Genomic DNA, 16,122 nt, shown 5'->3' with positions numbered 1-16,122 from the left:
AATATCGCTCGGGTGTTGGCGTTTCAAGACCACCGAAGTGTTTGCTGTTAGGCAACACTTTTGTCAACGTACTGCTTTATTGCGTTTAGTTCTTTTGCTTTATTTTCTTTTTCCTCTTCTATGTCATAATCATTTTGAATTCCAAGCCAGAATTTTGCCGAATTTCCAAAATACTTACTCAGTCTTAAAGCTGTATCCGCGGTAATTCTGCGGTTTCCTTTTATGATTTCCGAAATACGAGTTTGAGGTATTTTCAAATCTTTCGAAAGTCTATAGGCCGAAATTTTCAATGGCTCAAGAAACTCGTAATTCAATATTTCTCCTGGATGTACATTCGCTAACTTTTCCATAATTTCTCTTTTTTAATGATAATCAATTATTTCTACTGCACTTGCGTTTCCATTGTGCCATAAAAAGATAATTCTCCATTGGTTATTACTTCTTATACTGTAGAAATCGCCTAATTTGCCTCCCAGCTTTTCGAGTTGGTTGGATGGTGGGATTCTTAAATCAGTAATGTCTTGCGAGTTATTCAACATCCTCAATTTCCGCCGTCCAGCGGTTTGAATGTCAAATGGCATTTTCTTAACTCGAATTCCATTCCAAATTTGTTCGGTTTCTTTTGAGCCAAAGCTTGTAATCATCTCTTTCGCGTTACTAACGCCAAAGGTAAGTAAAATTTATAATATTTTGGGTTTAGCGGTACTTTGTGTTTGTTGTCCACTTATTTCGATTGATGATTTTTTTCTGGAATTGAAAACCTCATTTCAATGTTACAAAAGGTCTGCGTGAGGGATTGCAGCGGCATCCTTTTGCTTACCAAAGTCATTCTAGTTTTGCGAAATATTTCTAAGCAAAAGATACAGCGGAAAGCCCGACCCAAAGGGGCACGCCCAAATAAAAAAACGTCAATAACGAAAAAAGCCATCTCTTTCGAAACGGCTTCTTCCTATAATTTTTTAATCTTTCAATCTTTCAATCTTTCAATTTTTAAATCTACCTTACTGGATTATTCTGAACTAAATCTAAATATAAGTTGACCTTGTTTTTTAGCTCGCGTCTGTGGGTAATGAAATCCAAGAAACCGTGGTCTAGCAAAAACTCCGATGTTTGAAAGCCTTCTGGCAAATCTTTTCCGGTTGTATCCTTGACAACTCTCGGGCCCGCAAAACCGATAAGTGCTCCCGGCTCCGAAATGTTGATATCGCCCAACATCGCGTAAGATGCCGTTGTACCACCCGTTGTAGGGTCTGTACAAAGCGAAATATACGGAAGTCCCGCCGTAGCTAATTGATTCAACTTAGCCGATGTTTTGGCCAATTGCATAAGCGAATATGCAGCTTCCATCATACGAGCACCTCCAGATTTGGAAATCATCATAAACGGAAGTTTGTGTTTAATGGCATAATCTACGCCACGCGAAATTTTCTCGCCCACAACTGCACCCATAGATCCACCGATAAAGGCAAAATCCATACAGCAAATGACGATGTCTTTTCCCTTAGACTTACCAACTCCTGTGCGCACCGCATCCTTAAGTTTGGTTTTGTCCTGAGCTTCGCGCAAACGATCTGAATATTTTTTGGTGTCAACGAAATCCAAAGGATCTTTAGACGTCATCTTGGCGTCTAGTTCTTTAAATTCATTATTGTCAAATAAAATTTCAAAGTACTCTTTACTTCCTATTCTTACATGAAAACCGTCTTCTGGACTTACATAAAGATTTCTCGCAAGTTCATCTGCATCTACAATCGTTCCAGTTGGAGATTTATACCATAATCCTTTTGGAACGTCTTTCTTATCTTCGGTTGCGGTTGTAATACCTTTCGCAGTTCTTTTAAACCAAGCCATATATTATTTGTTCAAGTGAATTTGAATGCAATTGTTGTCTCAATTAAAAAATGTGAGACGGTAGCAAACTATAAAGTCTGTACGTTATTTAAATCCTCAAATGCTTGCGAAAGTCTTGTTACAAAAGTAAGCTCGCCTTCACGCATCCATTTGCGAGGATCGTAATATTTCTTGTTTGGAATGTCGTCTCCCTCAGGATTTCCAATTTGTGTTTTTAAATAATCATTGTATTTTACAACATAATCACGAACTCCTTCGGTAAATGCAAACTGCATATCGGTATCGATATTCATCTTGATTACACCATAAGTGATTGCTTCGCGAATTTCTTCTAGTGTACTTCCTGATCCTCCGTGGAACACGAAATCTACTGGATTGTGCGCTGTGTTAAATTTCTTCTGAACGTACTCTTGTGAGTTTTTCAAGATAATCGGTGTCAATTTTACATTCCCCGGTTTGTATACGCCGTGTACATTTCCAAAAGCTGCTGCGATTGTAAAACGAGGGCTGATTTTCATCAACTCTTCGTAAGCATACGCAACTTCGTCTGGCTGTGTGTATAATTTTGAACTATCTACATCTGTATTATCCACGCCATCTTCTTCACCACCTGTAATTCCAAGTTCGATTTCTAATGTTATGCCAATTGCTGACATTCTAGTAAGATACTTTTTGCAAAGTTCGATATTTTCTTCCAACGGCTCTTCAGACAGATCAATCATGTGAGAACTGTAAAGAGGTTTTCCTGTTTCTTTAAAGTGTTTTTCGGATGCGTCAAGCAAGCCATCAATCCAAGGAAGTAATTTCTTTGCACAGTGGTCTGTATGCAATATTACCGCTGCACCGTACAATTCTGCTAATTCATGAACGTGTTTTGCTCCTGCAATAGCACCTGCAATTGCTGCTTTCTCATTTTCGTTTGAAAGGCCTTTCCCGGCATTATAAGCAGATCCTCCATTAGAAAACTGAATGATAACGGGGGCATTAAGCTTTGCAGCTGTTTCCATCACCGCGTTTACAGTACTTGATCCTGTTACGTTTACAGCAGGTAAAGCGAAGCCTTTTTCTTTTGCATATCTGAAAATTTCCTGAACTTGGTCACCGGTTGCAACTCCGGGTTTTATTGTATGAGCCATTGCGTTTTGGTTTTTTTATTTGCGGTACAAAATTAATAATTATAAACTTAGAACGGATAATTAATTCCGATATTTAAAACAGAGTTGCCAAAGTTGTAATCTCTGAACCATTTCTTATCTAATTCGGCAGGATTATACGTTTTGAAACCTAAATCCAATCGAACTACAAAGAAGCTAAAATCATATCGAACTCCAAATCCTGATCCCACCGCAATATCGGCCAAAGATTTAAAAGAATCAAATTTTGCCCTTTCATCAGTAACATTATCAAGCGCATTCCAGATATTTCCAGCATCTACAAACAAAGCAGCATTAAATCCGCCCACAAGATTAAATCGGTATTCGGCGTTAAAAGCTAATTTGAAATTCGCCTCGTTAAAGTCATTGATAGACGCGACACTTCCTGGACCTAATCCGTACGATTTCCATGCTCTATTATCATTTGAACCTCCGGCAAAATAGGATCGTGAAAACGGAATGCTCTCAGAATTTCCGTACGGAATAGCGATTCCGGCAAATCCTCTTAATGCAATAATTTTCTGCCGACCAATTTCCCAGTGCTTGATAAATTCGAATTCGGTTTTTATATACTGTGAAAAAGCAACGTCCAATATGGTTTTTTTGCCAGCGTCATTTCGCTTATTGCTAGCTCCTGCAACTAGCGAAAGTAGATTTCCTGCCGACTCGATCTTAGTTCTAAATAGATGAAAATCATTGTCGTTCAAATTTGTCTTGCTAGTTTTTGAAAAGCTAAAACTAGTGGCAAAAATTAAATTATTTTCAGTCAATCTTAATCGGCGCTCTTCGATATTATTGATAGTTTTTTTATCCACATCTGTCACAGGTAATTGTGCTGGGTCATTGAGCACATCGCCAATAAAATCGGGAGTAAATTCAACAGCAAGATCGTTGGCAGGATCATTTCCTTCAAAATATGAGGGATTCGCAGGATACTGATGTGCGAGGTTATTTAGTACATTATAGGATGACTTATAAACTTTAAAATAGTTGTCAATATTTACATTATTTACATATTGAATATTAAAAAGATCCAATCTCGCACTGCTGAAACGTTTTGGAGTCCAATTGTAAGACATTATTCCAGTAAAATTTTCTTTGTCTAACCCAATGTTATTTTGCTTGGCTATACCAAAGCTAATTGTTGTTGCCGGCAACATGTTTTTCGGAACAATGCGATCTAAACTAACCGGAAAAATAATTCGAGGCACTGTCAATTTTATATCGGCACCATATTCCGATACATTGAAGAAATTGTCGTTGGGATTGGCAAAATCTTTCGATGACCCTATGTTTCCTCTGCCTGAAAGTTCTAAAATCTCTGCGCCATTAAAGACATTTCGAATAGAAATTGCACTATTTCCTGAAATTCCAAACTCCTGAATATTGGATGTTGTAATATCAAAACCGTTTTTCCAGCTGTACTTCGGGCGTGATACTAATAATATATTTGCCACGAGCGAATCGCCGGATTTGTCAATTTCGTAGGTAATTGTGGGATAATTAAATACCCGCAGATTGCTTAAATAACGAGAGGTTAATGTAGTCTTATAATCGGCAAAAATTCCATCTTTAGTAATAAAGACAGGGTTAGTTAGTGATTTTGAAGAATAATGCTGCTTGCCATTGCTATACAAATTAAAACCCTTGTAGGTTGTGCTATCTACTTTTTCAAACTTTTTATTGGTCTGATCAGTTGTAAAAATATTAACCTCCTTGATGTGGAATATTTTAAATGGAGTTGTTTTTGTCGAATCGCCTACCCGATATGAGAAGTCGTCAATAATCATATCTACGTTGGCTTTGTTTTTTTCGATGCCGACGGTATCAATATCAAAGCGCACATAATTTTGCTGAAACTGAAAGACGCCGGTATTACGAAACTGTGTTGTAATTCGATCCTTTTCTGCTTCAAAATCTTTGGTCTCATAAATTTTACCAGATTTTAAGAGTGCCGAAGCCTTTGTTGTATTGAACAACGAATCCAATACGGGCGAGGCAATAATGGTATTCAAAGAATCAATATAATAAGGACTTTTAGTTTCGATTGTATAGGTGATTTCAGCTTTTTTCGTCGCTACAGTGTCTGTGGTTGAAGTGGCTTTTACATCAAAGAAACCTTTGTTAAAATAATAAGCTCGAAGTCGACTTTGAGATTTTTGGGTGCTTTTAGTATCTACAATGACCGGTACCTCACCAGTTTTTTTTAAGAAATTGTGAATGCCCGAATACCAAAAAGACTTCCCAAGACGATCAACTTGCTTTTTTGAAAGAATTTTAGAAAGTCTTTCGTACTTTTTTGGATTATTTATAAATTTAGCCTGATAAGTTGAATCTGGATTTGGATTTGCTAGATTATAGAGATTCAAACGCAATTTATATCCAAATATTGAGCTATTTGGCTTTTGATATAGTTGTGCTTCAAGCGCATCATCCTTTGATTTTTGCTCATTTACAACCAATTTGTTTTTTACAAGCAACTGTTTCCCCTCAGGAACCCTTTTTACAGCATTACAAGCAGATATAATCACCGCAATTACGATAATTAATGATATTTTTGCAGACGAGGTTCTCAAGTTTTCAGGTAATTTTAGTTCAAAAGTACATTATTTCTATGGTTACAAAAAACCAAATAAAGCATATAACTGCTTTGCAGCAAAAAAAATATCGTCAGTCCGAGGGATTGTTTATCGCCGAAGGTCAAAAGGTTATAAATGAGCTGCTGCATTCGCAGTTCAAATTGCAACATTTATACTTTACCGATGCTATTTTTCCTACTATTACTCAAGATCAGAAGACCCAAATTTCTGACGATCAGCTCAAAAAAATTTCGGCATTAACTACCCAAAATAATTGTTTGGCAGTTTTTGCGATGCAGCAAGAGCAACCCATAAATACGACTGGCCTTGTGGTGGCTCTTGACAATCTTCGCGACCCTGGAAATATGGGTACGATTATTCGTTTATGCGATTGGTTTGGCATCACGCAGTTGTTGTGTTCGCACGGCACGGTGGATCTTTACAACCCAAAAGTGGTGCAGGCCACGATGGGTTCGCTCACTCGAGTGCAGGTAAATTACGTCGATTTGCCAAAGTTTCTCGAGCATCAGGATATTCCGGTTTTTGGAACTTTTATGGATGGCGAAAATATTTACACGCAGCAGTTGCCTCAAAATGCTATTATTGTTTTAGGAAATGAAGCCAACGGTATTTCTGCCGAGATCGAAAATGTGGTAACTCAGAAGTTGGCAATTCCGCGTTTTGGTGATCTTCAAGCCACCGAAAGTCTGAATGTCGCTTCGGCAACCGCGATTATTTTAAGTGAATTTTCTCGGAATAAGAACTAGTATTTTCTTTTGGGCGTGCCCTTTCGCCAGAAGGTTGAGTGCAAACATTCAGTAGTATTTTGGCTCAGGTCGGGCTGTCCTCTGTATCTTTTGCTTGGAAGATTTTCGGTAAATTTCAACTAATTGGGTAAGCAAAAGGATGCCGTTCCCATCCCTCACGCAGACTTGTGGTAAATAGTAAATGAACTTGTATTTTAAGGAAAAAAGCCTTTCATTCAAATTAATCTTTTTGTAAACAATAGTAAATTTTACCGCAAGGTACGTAAAGTTTAGAACGTTAAGGTCGCAAGGCTGTGCGTGAAAGTTGTGGATATATATCTAATGACATTTCTGCTGATACGCGTTTACAACCTCATCTGGTGCTCGTTGTAAACGAGCACCTACTTTCTTGTTTTCCTTAAACAAAGCGTCCGTGACGCGGGTTCCATGATTTCGCAAGGCTATGGGTGAAAGTTGTAGATGATCATCTAATGACATTTCGGTTGATACGCTTGCAACCCTCATCTGGTGCTCGTTTACAACGAGTACCTACTTCCTTTTTTTCCTCAAACAAAGCGTCTGTGACGCGGTTTACATGAGTTAAATGTTCTATCGAAATAATTCGCGTCACAGACGCTGTGATTAGTTCTTTTAAGAAAGTAGGTACTCGCCACAGGCAAGCACCAGAATTTACCAGCGGATATTGCTAAGAAGAGTCTTTTTGCATGAAATATTTCTTGATTATCAGCTAGGCTATTGGTGAAAGTTGTAGATAAACATCTAATGACATTTCGGTTGATACGCGTTTACAACCCTCATCTGGTGCTCGTTTACAACAAGTACCTACTTTCTTATTTTCCTTAAACAAAGCGTCTGCAACGCGGGTTCCATGATTTCGCAAGGCTTTGGGTGAAAGTTGTAGTTAATCATCTAATGACATTTCGGTTGAACCCTCATCTGGTGCTCGTTTACAACGAGTACCTACTTTCTTATTTTCCTTAAACAAAGCGTCTGTGACGCGGGTCACATGAGTTAAATTTTCTATTGAAATAATCCGCGTCACAGACGCTGTGATTAGTTCTTTTAAGAAAGTAGGTACTCGCCACAGGCAAGCACCAGAATTTACCAGCGGATATTGCTAAGAAGAGTCTTTTTGCATGAAATATTTCTTGATTATCAGCTAGGCTATTGGTGAAAGTTGTAGATAAACATCTAATGACATTTCGGTTGATACGCGTTTACAACCCTCATCTGGTGCTCGTTTACAACGAGTACCTACTTTCTTTTTTTCCTCAAACAAAGCGTCTGTGACGCGGGTTCCATGAGTCAAATGTTCTATCGAAATAATTCGCGTCACACACGCTGAGATTAGTTTTTTTAAGAAAGTAGGTACTCGCCACAGGCAAGCGCCAGAAATCACCAACGGATATTGCTAAGAAGAGTCTTTTTGTATGAAATATTTCTTGATTATCAGCTGAAATTGAGCTTCTAATGAGATTGCTTCGCCCGTTCGCTATCTCTCGGGCCTTCCTTCGTCAGGATGACAAGTTTGTGGGAGGGATTGTGAGGAAATGTAAAGATTTAAGACATTTAATAGTATAATTCTTTTACCACGTTCTAGCTCCCCGTTCCTTCGGAGGGGGTTGGGGGGAGGACGGGAATACAAGATTATATTGGTCTTCGAACCCTAAAATGTCTTGACAAACAAACAACCTCTTAAATGTCGTTCTAGCTCCCTCTCCTTTGGAGAGGGCGGGGGGGTGAGGATTCCTACTGAAACGTAAAATTCACCATAATCGCTCTAGTTTTCATCGACTCAATATTTCCAGTCCACGGGCTGTTTGGATTATTGTCCCGAATTAATTCGTCTTTAAGTCCGAAAACACCTCTTATCGATGGTGAGAATTTGAAATATTCAAAATATAAGTCAATTCCAAAACCCAATTCGTAGTTGTTGGTCCATTGTTTTACACGAAAACGCTGCTCCACATTATCTTCTTGAGTATTAGAATTACTAGAAAGATTGAGTGTTGTGGAAACTCCTCCTAATAAAAACGGTCGGATATTTCCGGTACGCAATGCCGAATATTTTACCAAAAGTGGAAAGTGAATAAAAGTGGATTTCACGGGTCTCTCAGCATCAAAAGTTTTTTCGAAGCCGGGAAAAGTCAAGTCACGTTGTGCGTAATAAAGTCCTGGTTCAAATCGCAAATCAAAATATTCGTTGAGGCGTAAATTACCAATTAGACCCACGTTAAATCCTATGTTAGTTTTTACCGCGATATCCTCTTCGACCGCGTCCTTGTAATCAATCTTAAAATCGTACGAGTTGAAACCAAGAAAGTAACCCCAGTGAACTCGCTGCTTGTCCCAATTTTCAAGGTTGGTTAAGGGATCTTTGCCAAATTGTGCTTGAGACTGCAATGCAAAAACTAAGAATGTGAGTAGAAATATTTTTTTCATACTATTTTTTAGACGCTGAATAGATAGTGGCTACTCCAAAAGTTTGTGGCATAGCTCGTACGTCTATAAACCCAATTTTTGATAAAATATTGTTTAAAGCCTCACCATAAGGGAAAGCTGCTGCCGATTCGGATAAATATCCGTAAGCGACATCATCTTTAGAAAAGATTTTTCCAATTAGGGGAAGAATGTTTTTTGAGTAAAATTGGTAGCCTTGCTTAAATGGAAACTTCTCTGGTACTGATGTTTCGAGAATTACAAATATTCCGCCCGGCTTTAAGACACGTAGTATTTCGGCCAAACCTTTTTCTAATGTTTCAAAATTTCGAATTCCGAAAGCTACGGTTACAGCATCAAAAGAATTGTCTGCAAAAGTCAATGCTTCTGAATCTTCTTGTCTCATTTCGATTTTTTGAGAAAGATTCTTTTGTGCAATCTTCTTCTTACCGATGTCCAGCATTCCTGCCGAAATATCAATTCCAACAATTTCTTCTGCGGGAGTACTAGAAAGCATAATCGCAAGATCGCCAGTTCCAGTAGCAACGTCAAGAACGTTTTTTGGGTTGGTGGCGCTAACTAAATTGACAACTTTCTTACGCCACTTCTGATCGATTCCAAAAGAAATTACGCGGTTTAAATCGTCATAATTTCCAGAGATATTGTCAAACATCTGCTCGACCTGCTCTTTTTTGCCCAGATTTGAATCTTTGTAAGGAGTAACTTTTTCTGACATCGTTGTATATTTCTGTAAATATAAAGTATGCGAACTTTATATACCTGTTTTTTAATTATTTCCTAACAAAGGTTTGAAATGTAAAAGCAAAATTGTGCTTTTCGTCTTTTTCGTGTCTTTCTTCCCAAACTAGATCCCATTTCTCAGCATCGATTTTTGGAAAAAAAGCATCACCCTCAATTGTGGTATGAACTCTAGTAAGTTCAATTTTATCAGCAATATTTATTGCCATATCAAAAATGTCTCCGCCACCTACAACGTAAGCATCTTCGCCAACTGGTACTTTATCAATCGCCGTTTTTAAATCGTGAACAAGAATGCAACCGTCACAATTGTAATCAGTTTGTCGCGTAATTACTATATGGGTACGATTGGTAAGTTGAGTTGGTAGACTTTCAAAAGTCTTGCGGCCCATAATAATATGGTGTCCTGAAGTAATGTCTTTAAAATGTTTAAAATCTAAAGGCAATCGCCAAGGCAATGCATTGTCTTTTCCTAACACATTATTTTCGGAGGCCGCTGCAACAAGTATGATCATACTTTTTATAATTTAAATTTCACAAACTGCCAATGCAATTCCTAACTATTTTGATTTTTTTCTAATTTCTAATTTCGCACTACTAAACTGCTACCGCACCTTTAATTCCAGGGTGTGGATCGTAATTTACCAAAGTAAAATCATTAGCTGTAAAGTCCAAAATATCTTTGATTTCAGGATTTAATTCCATTTTTGGCAATGGCCTCATATCTCTAGAAAGTTGTAATTCTAGCTGTTCAAAGTGATTGTTGTAAATATGTGCATCTCCAAAAGTGTGGATAAAATCTCCTACTTCCAGATTACAAACTTGTGCGATCATCATTGTAAGCAATGCGTAAGAAGCTATATTAAAAGGAACCCCCAAAAATATATCGGCACTACGCTGGTACAATTGACAAGACAATTTTCCATCGGCTACATAAAACTGAAAAAACGCGTGGCAGGGCGGTAAAGCAACTTTGCCGTCAGCAACATTTTCTGAAAATGATTTGGAAGTATCCGGCAAAACAGAAGGATTCCAAGCAGAAATCAGCATTCGTCTGCTGTTTGGATTGGTCTTCAAAGTTTCGATCACTTCCTTAATTTGGTCAATTTCTTCGCTATTCCAATTGCGCCATTGATGGCCATAAATCGGACCAAGGTTTCCGTTTTCGTCAGCCCATTCATCCCAGATTTTTACACCATTTTCTTTTAGATAAGCAATGTTTGTATCACCTTTCAGGAACCATAGAAGTTCATGAACAATAGACTTTAAATGCAGTTTTTTTGTTGTTACCATCGGAAAACCATCACTTAGGTCGAAACGCATTTGATAGCCAAAAACACTTTTTGTTCCGGTGCCTGTGCGATCGCCTTTCTGAACGCCGTGATCCATAACGTGCTGTACTAAATCAAGATATTGCTTCATAATACTGGGGAAATGTAAATTTTGTTTGTTGTGGACTATTCTCTTTTTGAAATTTCGTCTCGTACTTTGGCTGCTTTCTCGTAATCTTCCTCCGCAACGGCTGCATTTAGCAGATCTGTCAGTTCTGACAAACTAAATTTTACATACGCACCTTTAGACTCATTACTCTCTTCTTGACCAAAAGTATCAGGATTAGAAAGTACATCGTCTACGTCTTGCCCATCTTCGTCGGTTTCTTTATTTCCTTTAAGGTAAATTCCCGCCTTGTCAAGGATATTTTTATAAGTAAAAATTGGCGCGTGAAAACGTAAAGCTAGTGCGATAGCATCAGAAGTACGTGCATCGATTATTTCTTCAATTTTATCGCGTTCGCAAATGATACTTGAATAAAACACGCCGTCTACCAGTTTATGAATAATGACTTGTTTAACCACAATGTCAAAACGGTCGGCAAAATTTTTAAATAAGTCGTGAGTGAGTGGACGAGGAGGCTTAATTTCCTTCTCTAATGCGATTGCAATTGATTGTGCTTCAAATGCACCTATAACAATTGGTAATTTGCGATCACCATCAGCTTCATTCAAAATTAAAGCATAGGCACCATTTTGTGTCTGACTGTAAGAAATTCCTTTTATAGTTAGTTTTACGAGGCTCATATTATAGATAAGTGTGTCCGATTTTATAAAAATGTCAATCCAACAACGGTCAGATTTCAAAATAATTATATTCTACAAAGTTCGGACTTATTTTTTTATGGAAAAAGTAAAGGGCCTCTTTAATAATTAAATCAAAGCTGCCCTTTTATTATAAATAGAAAAGTGTTTACGAATTTGCCGCTTTAAACGCTCTTAGTTTTTCTGTCAATTTTGGAACTACTTCAAAAGCATCTCCTACGATTCCGTAGTCAGCAACTTTGAAGAATGGTGCATCTGCGTCAGGGTTAATTACCACTTTTACCTTAGAGGCACTAATTCCAGCAATATGCTGAATAGCACCTGAAATTCCAATGGCGATATACAGATTTGCAGCGACAGGTTTTCCTGTCTGACCTACGTGCTCATTGTGAGGTCTCCAACCTAGATCTGAAACAGGTTTACTACAAGCAGTAGCAGCGCCCAAAACAGAAGCTAATTCTTCGATCATTCCCCAATTTTCTGGTCCTTTCATTCCACGACCTGCAGATACAACAATATCAGCATCAGCGATAGTTACTTGTCCAGTTGCTCTGTCAACAGATTCAGTTTTAACACCAAAATTATTCTCACCAATTGATGGAGAAAAATCCTCTTCGGTCATGTTTGAAGCACTTTCTACAATTCCGTAAGAATTTTTGGCTAGAGCTAAAACTTTTACATCTGTAGTAATATCGGTCATCACAAACGCTTTGTTAGAAAAAGCATTACGTTTAACTTCAAACGGACTTGTACTTACTGGCAATCCAACAACGTTTGATGCGTATCCTGCTTGTAAGCTTACCGCCAACAATGGTGCTAAGTATAAACTGTCTGTAGTTGAAGAAAGTACGATTACTTTTTGATCTTCTTTTTGAGCTGCTTGCTTTAAAACATCAGCATAAGCTTTCGCCGAAAAATTTTTAAGTTGATCGTTGTTTACTTTTAAAACTTTATCAACTCCGTATTTTGAAAGTTCACTTACATCAGTTGCGTTGATGGTAAGTGCTGTAACTGTAGTGTTTAATGTCTCAGCAAGTTTTTTTGCATAAGAAGCAAGCTCAAAAGCTACTTTCTTAAATTTACCTTCTGCTGATTCTGCGTATATTAATATTGACATGGTAATTGCGATTTATTATTTATAATTGTTGCACTCATGAAGCGCTCAATAATTATTTTATTAGATTACTTTGGCCTCTGTGTGCAAAAGATTAATTAGCTCATCAAGATTGTCTGGGCTAATCATTTTTACGCTAGACTTAGCTGCTGGTTTTTCAAACTTAACTGCTTTTGTATTTGCATTTGCATCTACTGGCTCAAGTACTGTTAGAGCTTTTGTTCTTGCAGTCATAATACCACGCATATTGGGAATACGTAAATCTTTTTCTTCAACTAGACCTTTCTGACCACCAATTATAAGTGGCAATGTTGTAGAAACAGTTTCTTTACCACCGTCAATTTCGCGAATTGCAGTAACATTTGTTCCGTCAACTTCGATATTGATACAAGAGTTTACAAAGTTTGAACTTGTAAGACCTGCAATCATTCCAGGTACCATCTGACCGTTATAGTCTAATGATTCTTTTCCTGCAATCACAAGATCGTAACCGCCGTTTTTAATTACTTCGGCAAGTTGTTTTGCAACAAAAATTCCATCGGTAGGAGTAGCGTTTACACGAATTGCTTCGTTTGCACCAATGGCAAGAGCTTTACGCAAAGTAGGCTCTGTTTCTGGTCCTCCAACATTTACAACTGTTACAGTTGCGCCTTGTTTTTCTTGAAACCAAATTGCTCTTGTAAGACCAAATTCGTCATTTGGATTGATAACAAACTGAACTCCACTTGTGTCGAATTCTGAGTCACCATTTGTAAAATTTATTTTTGAAGTCGTGTCTGGCACGTGACTAATACAAACTAATATTTTCATTATTTTAAATATTTTTTATCAAACTAATTTCAGGTCACGAAATTAAGAATTATAATTTTAAATTGTGCTATGCGTGCATAATATTTTTTCAAGAGTTCTTATCTAATTCGGTCAATTTCAGTGGTTGCAAAGAATTTTCTTCAAAAGAATGCGGTTATTTCTTTTGAAAATGTCATTCTAGCCCCGATAGGCGTGGAAATCCCGGAGCGAGCAATGCTATTTTTTACTGCTAGAAAAGAGCGACCAACGGAAGCTCCTTTTCTAGCATTGTAAAAAAAGCATTGCTGCGAGGAATTGAAGCAAATAGCGGTATTAGCTCCAAATGAAAATACTACTTGAGCTGATCAAAAAGTGTATTTAAAGACTCAGAATAGGAGGGATGCGAGAATATGCCGTCGCGAATATCCGTCGCTTTATGATTTCCCTGCATAGCCATTTGCAAAACCGTCGCTATCTCGCCGCCTTCTGATCCAATGATCGCCGCGCCTAAAATTTTATTGGTTTTCTTGTCGATAATTGCTTTCCAGAGACCTTCAGTTGTGCCACTTTCAATGCCTCGAGTAATGCGACGACCGGGAATACTGATAATTTCGACATCTAATTTCTGCTCTTTTGCATCCTGCTCGCTAATGCCAATTCGGCCCAATTGAGGATCGGTGTACATGCAATACGGAATCGGTCGGTTCTTATACGAACGCTTTTTGCTGTGGAGAATATTGTCTCGGACAATGCGAAAATCGTCGTAAGCGATCTGGGTAAATTGCGGTCCGCCCTTGATATCGCCAAGTGCAAAAACGCCTTTGACATTAGTTTCTAGATTGTTATTTACCAAAACATGACCATTTTCGTCAGCTTTGATCCTGGCGTTTTCGAGATTTAGTAAGTCGCTATTGGGAATTCTGCCCGTCGCAATAAAAAGATGACTGCCGTGAATTTGCGTCTCTTTTGCACCTTTTTTAATGGTTACCGAAATTTCGCCATCTTTCTCTGAGACTTTTATAGCTTCTGAATTGAAGTGAAATTGCATCCCCTCATTTTCGAGACATTCTAAAATAGATTCGGCAACATCGTTATCTTCTTTAGACATCAGTTTTGCAGAGCGCTCAACTATTGTAGTGGTTGCTCCCAGTCGGCTAAATGCCTGACCGAGTTCGAGTCCGATATAACTTCCGCCGAGAACGATTAATTCTTTCGGAATCTCTTTGAGTTCTAATAAGGAAGTCGAATCGTAATACTTGACATTTTCTAAACCTTCGATTTCCGGAATCATTGGTCGGCAACCAGCATTTATAAAAATATTTTCGGCGGTATATTCTTGAGTCTTTCCGTTTTTGTCGGTTACTGTAATGATTTTAGCATCCGAAAAAGAAGCGGTGCCAATGATTACTTCAAGGTTTTTGGTTTCTTCAAGTCGTTTGATAAGTCCCTTTCGAGAATCTAAAACGATTTTATCTTTACGCTTTTGAGTAGTGGCAAAATCGATATTCATTTTTTCGGTAGTAATTCCGTGCTTTTCTGAAGTATTGATAATATGCGCAACTTTGGCCGAAGCGATAAGAGTTTTGGACGGTGTGCAACCATCATTGAGACAAGTGCCACCGATATGGAGTTGGTGTTTTTCTATAAGAATCACTTTCATTCCCGAATATGCGAGTGACATCGCTAAAGGATTTCCGGCTTGACCTGATCCGATTATTATGGCGTCTACTTTTTTCATCTCGGAAAGTTAGGGATAAGAAAGTAAGATTGAAAGATAATAAGATTGAAAGATTTAATGATTTAAAGATTGAAAGATTTCAGAATATACACTAATTCTGATAAAAAGATGTTTTGCTAAAAAGGAATAATAATTTCAGTTAACTTTAAGTATCATTATCCGTCAGCCAAAAAGCTAATAGCTGACAGCTAAAGGCTAAAAGCTCTTTCTTCATAAATCTTCAACAACGCATTCACGGTATTATAATTCCGAATCGTGGCGGTAAGATTCAGCTTTTTCTCAATATATTTTCCGTCAAGGCGAGTTTTACCCGCGCCTACATCATATTTTATATACAATCTACTTTCGTCAATTACAGCTTCGTCCGGTTTGATCTGACTAATTTTCAAATCATTGATGCTTCCGGTTTGCAACGACTTTGACATAAATGCAACATACAATTTCTTGATATCGGCATTTTTGTCTTTTAAATATGGATTGTTGGTTAGACAGGCTTTCAAATCTTCGATGCCAATTACTATTACTGGCACATCGTGGCCAAAAGCTTTCGTAATCTCTTGTCGGATTTTGAAACCTACTGATGCTGGATTTGGATCTTCTGAATCTACAAACACATTTCCGCTTTGAATATAAGTAGTGACATTTTGGAAACCAGCAGTCTGCAAGGCGGTTGTTAGCGCATCCATTTTAATCATATGATGTCCAGAAACATTTATTCCGCGGAGAAGTGCCAAGTGTGTAGTCATATCCAAATATTTTCAAGCAAAGATAATTTTTTTGAATCGGTTTTTTTATAAATAGAAAATAATCAGAAAGGTGCGCGAAGGAATATTGGA

At 37.8% G+C, this 16,122-nt stretch carries 15 protein-coding genes; 1 reads left to right on the top strand and 14 read right to left on the bottom strand.

The window, feature by feature from the left end:
* Window positions 1-47: 47 nt before the first annotated feature.
* From SBO79_RS01455 to tamL, 5 genes are all read right to left on the bottom strand, one after another.
* Window positions 48-350, bottom strand: a complete 303-nt coding sequence (locus SBO79_RS01455) for a HigA family addiction module antitoxin (RefSeq protein WP_318641269.1) — start codon at window positions 348-350, stop codon at window positions 48-50.
* 12 nt (window positions 351-362) lie between these two features.
* A complete protein-coding gene (locus tag SBO79_RS01450) occupies window positions 363-644 on the bottom strand; it encodes a type II toxin-antitoxin system RelE/ParE family toxin (protein WP_318641268.1) in 282 nt (93 codons plus the stop codon).
* A 352-nt stretch (window positions 645-996) separates the two neighbouring features.
* Window positions 997-1,851: an acetyl-CoA carboxylase, carboxyltransferase subunit beta gene (accD, locus tag SBO79_RS01445; protein WP_318641267.1), complete on the bottom strand. Its 855-nt coding sequence runs from the start codon at window positions 1,849-1,851 to the stop codon at window positions 997-999.
* Window positions 1,852-1,919: 68 nt separating this feature from the next.
* Window positions 1,920-2,987 carry a class II fructose-bisphosphate aldolase gene (gene fbaA, locus SBO79_RS01440; protein ID WP_318641266.1) on the bottom strand — a complete coding sequence of 356 codons (1,068 nt, stop codon included), beginning with the start codon at window positions 2,985-2,987 and terminating at the stop codon, window positions 1,920-1,922.
* Window positions 2,988-3,034: 47 nt separating this feature from the next.
* Window positions 3,035-5,581, bottom strand: a complete 2,547-nt coding sequence (tamL, locus tag SBO79_RS01435) for a translocation and assembly module lipoprotein TamL (RefSeq protein WP_318641265.1) — start codon at window positions 5,579-5,581, stop codon at window positions 3,035-3,037.
* A 38-nt stretch (window positions 5,582-5,619) separates the two neighbouring features.
* Here tamL and SBO79_RS01430 point away from each other — a divergent pair, with 38 nt between their 5' ends.
* Window positions 5,620-6,351, top strand: a complete 732-nt coding sequence (locus SBO79_RS01430) for a TrmH family RNA methyltransferase (protein ID WP_318641264.1) — start codon at window positions 5,620-5,622, stop codon at window positions 6,349-6,351.
* A 1,749-nt stretch (window positions 6,352-8,100) separates the two neighbouring features.
* Here SBO79_RS01430 and porT read toward each other — a convergent pair.
* From porT to SBO79_RS01385, 9 genes are all read right to left on the bottom strand, one after another.
* A complete protein-coding gene (gene porT, locus SBO79_RS01425) occupies window positions 8,101-8,793 on the bottom strand; it encodes a type IX secretion/gliding motility protein PorT/SprT (protein WP_318641263.1) in 693 nt (230 codons plus the stop codon).
* 1 nt (window position 8,794) lies between these two features.
* A complete protein-coding gene (ubiE, locus tag SBO79_RS01420; protein WP_318641262.1) occupies window positions 8,795-9,526 on the bottom strand; it encodes a bifunctional demethylmenaquinone methyltransferase/2-methoxy-6-polyprenyl-1,4-benzoquinol methylase UbiE in 732 nt (243 codons plus the stop codon).
* Between the two features lie 55 nt (window positions 9,527-9,581).
* Window positions 9,582-10,064, bottom strand: a complete 483-nt coding sequence (locus SBO79_RS01415; protein WP_318641261.1) for a dihydrofolate reductase — start codon at window positions 10,062-10,064, stop codon at window positions 9,582-9,584.
* An 82-nt stretch (window positions 10,065-10,146) separates the two neighbouring features.
* Window positions 10,147-10,971, bottom strand: a complete 825-nt coding sequence (locus tag SBO79_RS01410) for a thymidylate synthase (protein ID WP_318641260.1) — start codon at window positions 10,969-10,971, stop codon at window positions 10,147-10,149.
* 35 nt (window positions 10,972-11,006) lie between these two features.
* Window positions 11,007-11,627, bottom strand: coding sequence for a bifunctional nuclease family protein (locus tag SBO79_RS01405; RefSeq protein WP_318641259.1), 621 nt, complete (start codon window positions 11,625-11,627; stop codon window positions 11,007-11,009).
* Window positions 11,628-11,793: 166 nt separating this feature from the next.
* Window positions 11,794-12,762, bottom strand: coding sequence for an electron transfer flavoprotein subunit alpha/FixB family protein (locus tag SBO79_RS01400; protein ID WP_318641258.1), 969 nt, complete (start codon window positions 12,760-12,762; stop codon window positions 11,794-11,796).
* Between the two features lie 60 nt (window positions 12,763-12,822).
* Window positions 12,823-13,569 carry an electron transfer flavoprotein subunit beta/FixA family protein gene (locus SBO79_RS01395; protein WP_318641257.1) on the bottom strand — a complete coding sequence of 249 codons (747 nt, stop codon included), beginning with the start codon at window positions 13,567-13,569 and terminating at the stop codon, window positions 12,823-12,825.
* A gap of 331 nt (window positions 13,570-13,900) precedes the next feature.
* Window positions 13,901-15,286: a mercuric reductase gene (locus SBO79_RS01390; protein ID WP_318641256.1), complete on the bottom strand. Its 1,386-nt coding sequence runs from the start codon at window positions 15,284-15,286 to the stop codon at window positions 13,901-13,903.
* 188 nt (window positions 15,287-15,474) lie between these two features.
* Entirely contained in the window at window positions 15,475-16,032 is a 558-nt protein-coding gene (locus SBO79_RS01385) for a DUF1697 domain-containing protein (RefSeq protein ID WP_318641255.1), read from the bottom strand.
* Window positions 16,033-16,122 lie beyond the last annotated feature (90 nt).

Origin of the sequence: Flavobacterium ardleyense (assembly GCF_033547075.1) — a bacterium.
Taxonomy (GTDB): domain Bacteria; phylum Bacteroidota; class Bacteroidia; order Flavobacteriales; family Flavobacteriaceae; genus Flavobacterium; species Flavobacterium ardleyense_A.
The sequence above is the reverse complement of the archived record's forward strand: the minus strand, read 5'-3'. Positions and strand labels throughout refer to the sequence as shown.

What these genes read in the sequence shown, in the direction of transcription:
- SBO79_RS01455 (WP_318641269.1), bottom strand. Translation starts at nt 350, where the DNA reads ATGGAAAAGTTAGCGAATGTACATCCAGGAGAAATATTGAATTACGAG.
- SBO79_RS01450 (WP_318641268.1), bottom strand. Translation starts at nt 644, where the DNA reads ATGATTACAAGCTTTGGCTCAAAAGAAACCGAACAAATTTGGAATGGA.
- accD (WP_318641267.1), bottom strand. Translation starts at nt 1,851, where the DNA reads ATGGCTTGGTTTAAAAGAACTGCGAAAGGTATTACAACCGCAACCGAA.
- fbaA (WP_318641266.1), bottom strand. Translation starts at nt 2,987, where the DNA reads ATGGCTCATACAATAAAACCCGGAGTTGCAACCGGTGACCAAGTTCAG.
- SBO79_RS01430 (WP_318641264.1), top strand. Translation starts at nt 5,620, where the DNA reads ATGGTTACAAAAAACCAAATAAAGCATATAACTGCTTTGCAGCAAAAA.
- porT (WP_318641263.1), bottom strand. Translation starts at nt 8,793, where the DNA reads ATGAAAAAAATATTTCTACTCACATTCTTAGTTTTTGCATTGCAGTCT.
- ubiE (WP_318641262.1), bottom strand. Translation starts at nt 9,526, where the DNA reads ATGTCAGAAAAAGTTACTCCTTACAAAGATTCAAATCTGGGCAAAAAA.
- SBO79_RS01415 (WP_318641261.1), bottom strand. Translation starts at nt 10,064, where the DNA reads ATGATCATACTTGTTGCAGCGGCCTCCGAAAATAATGTGTTAGGAAAA.
- SBO79_RS01410 (WP_318641260.1), bottom strand. Translation starts at nt 10,971, where the DNA reads ATGAAGCAATATCTTGATTTAGTACAGCACGTTATGGATCACGGCGTT.
- SBO79_RS01405 (WP_318641259.1), bottom strand. Translation starts at nt 11,627, where the DNA reads ATGAGCCTCGTAAAACTAACTATAAAAGGAATTTCTTACAGTCAGACA.
- SBO79_RS01400 (WP_318641258.1), bottom strand. Translation starts at nt 12,762, where the DNA reads ATGTCAATATTAATATACGCAGAATCAGCAGAAGGTAAATTTAAGAAA.
- SBO79_RS01395 (WP_318641257.1), bottom strand. Translation starts at nt 13,569, where the DNA reads ATGAAAATATTAGTTTGTATTAGTCACGTGCCAGACACGACTTCAAAA.
- SBO79_RS01390 (WP_318641256.1), bottom strand. Translation starts at nt 15,286, where the DNA reads ATGAAAAAAGTAGACGCCATAATAATCGGATCAGGTCAAGCCGGAAAT.
- SBO79_RS01385 (WP_318641255.1), bottom strand. Translation starts at nt 16,032, where the DNA reads ATGACTACACACTTGGCACTTCTCCGCGGAATAAATGTTTCTGGACAT.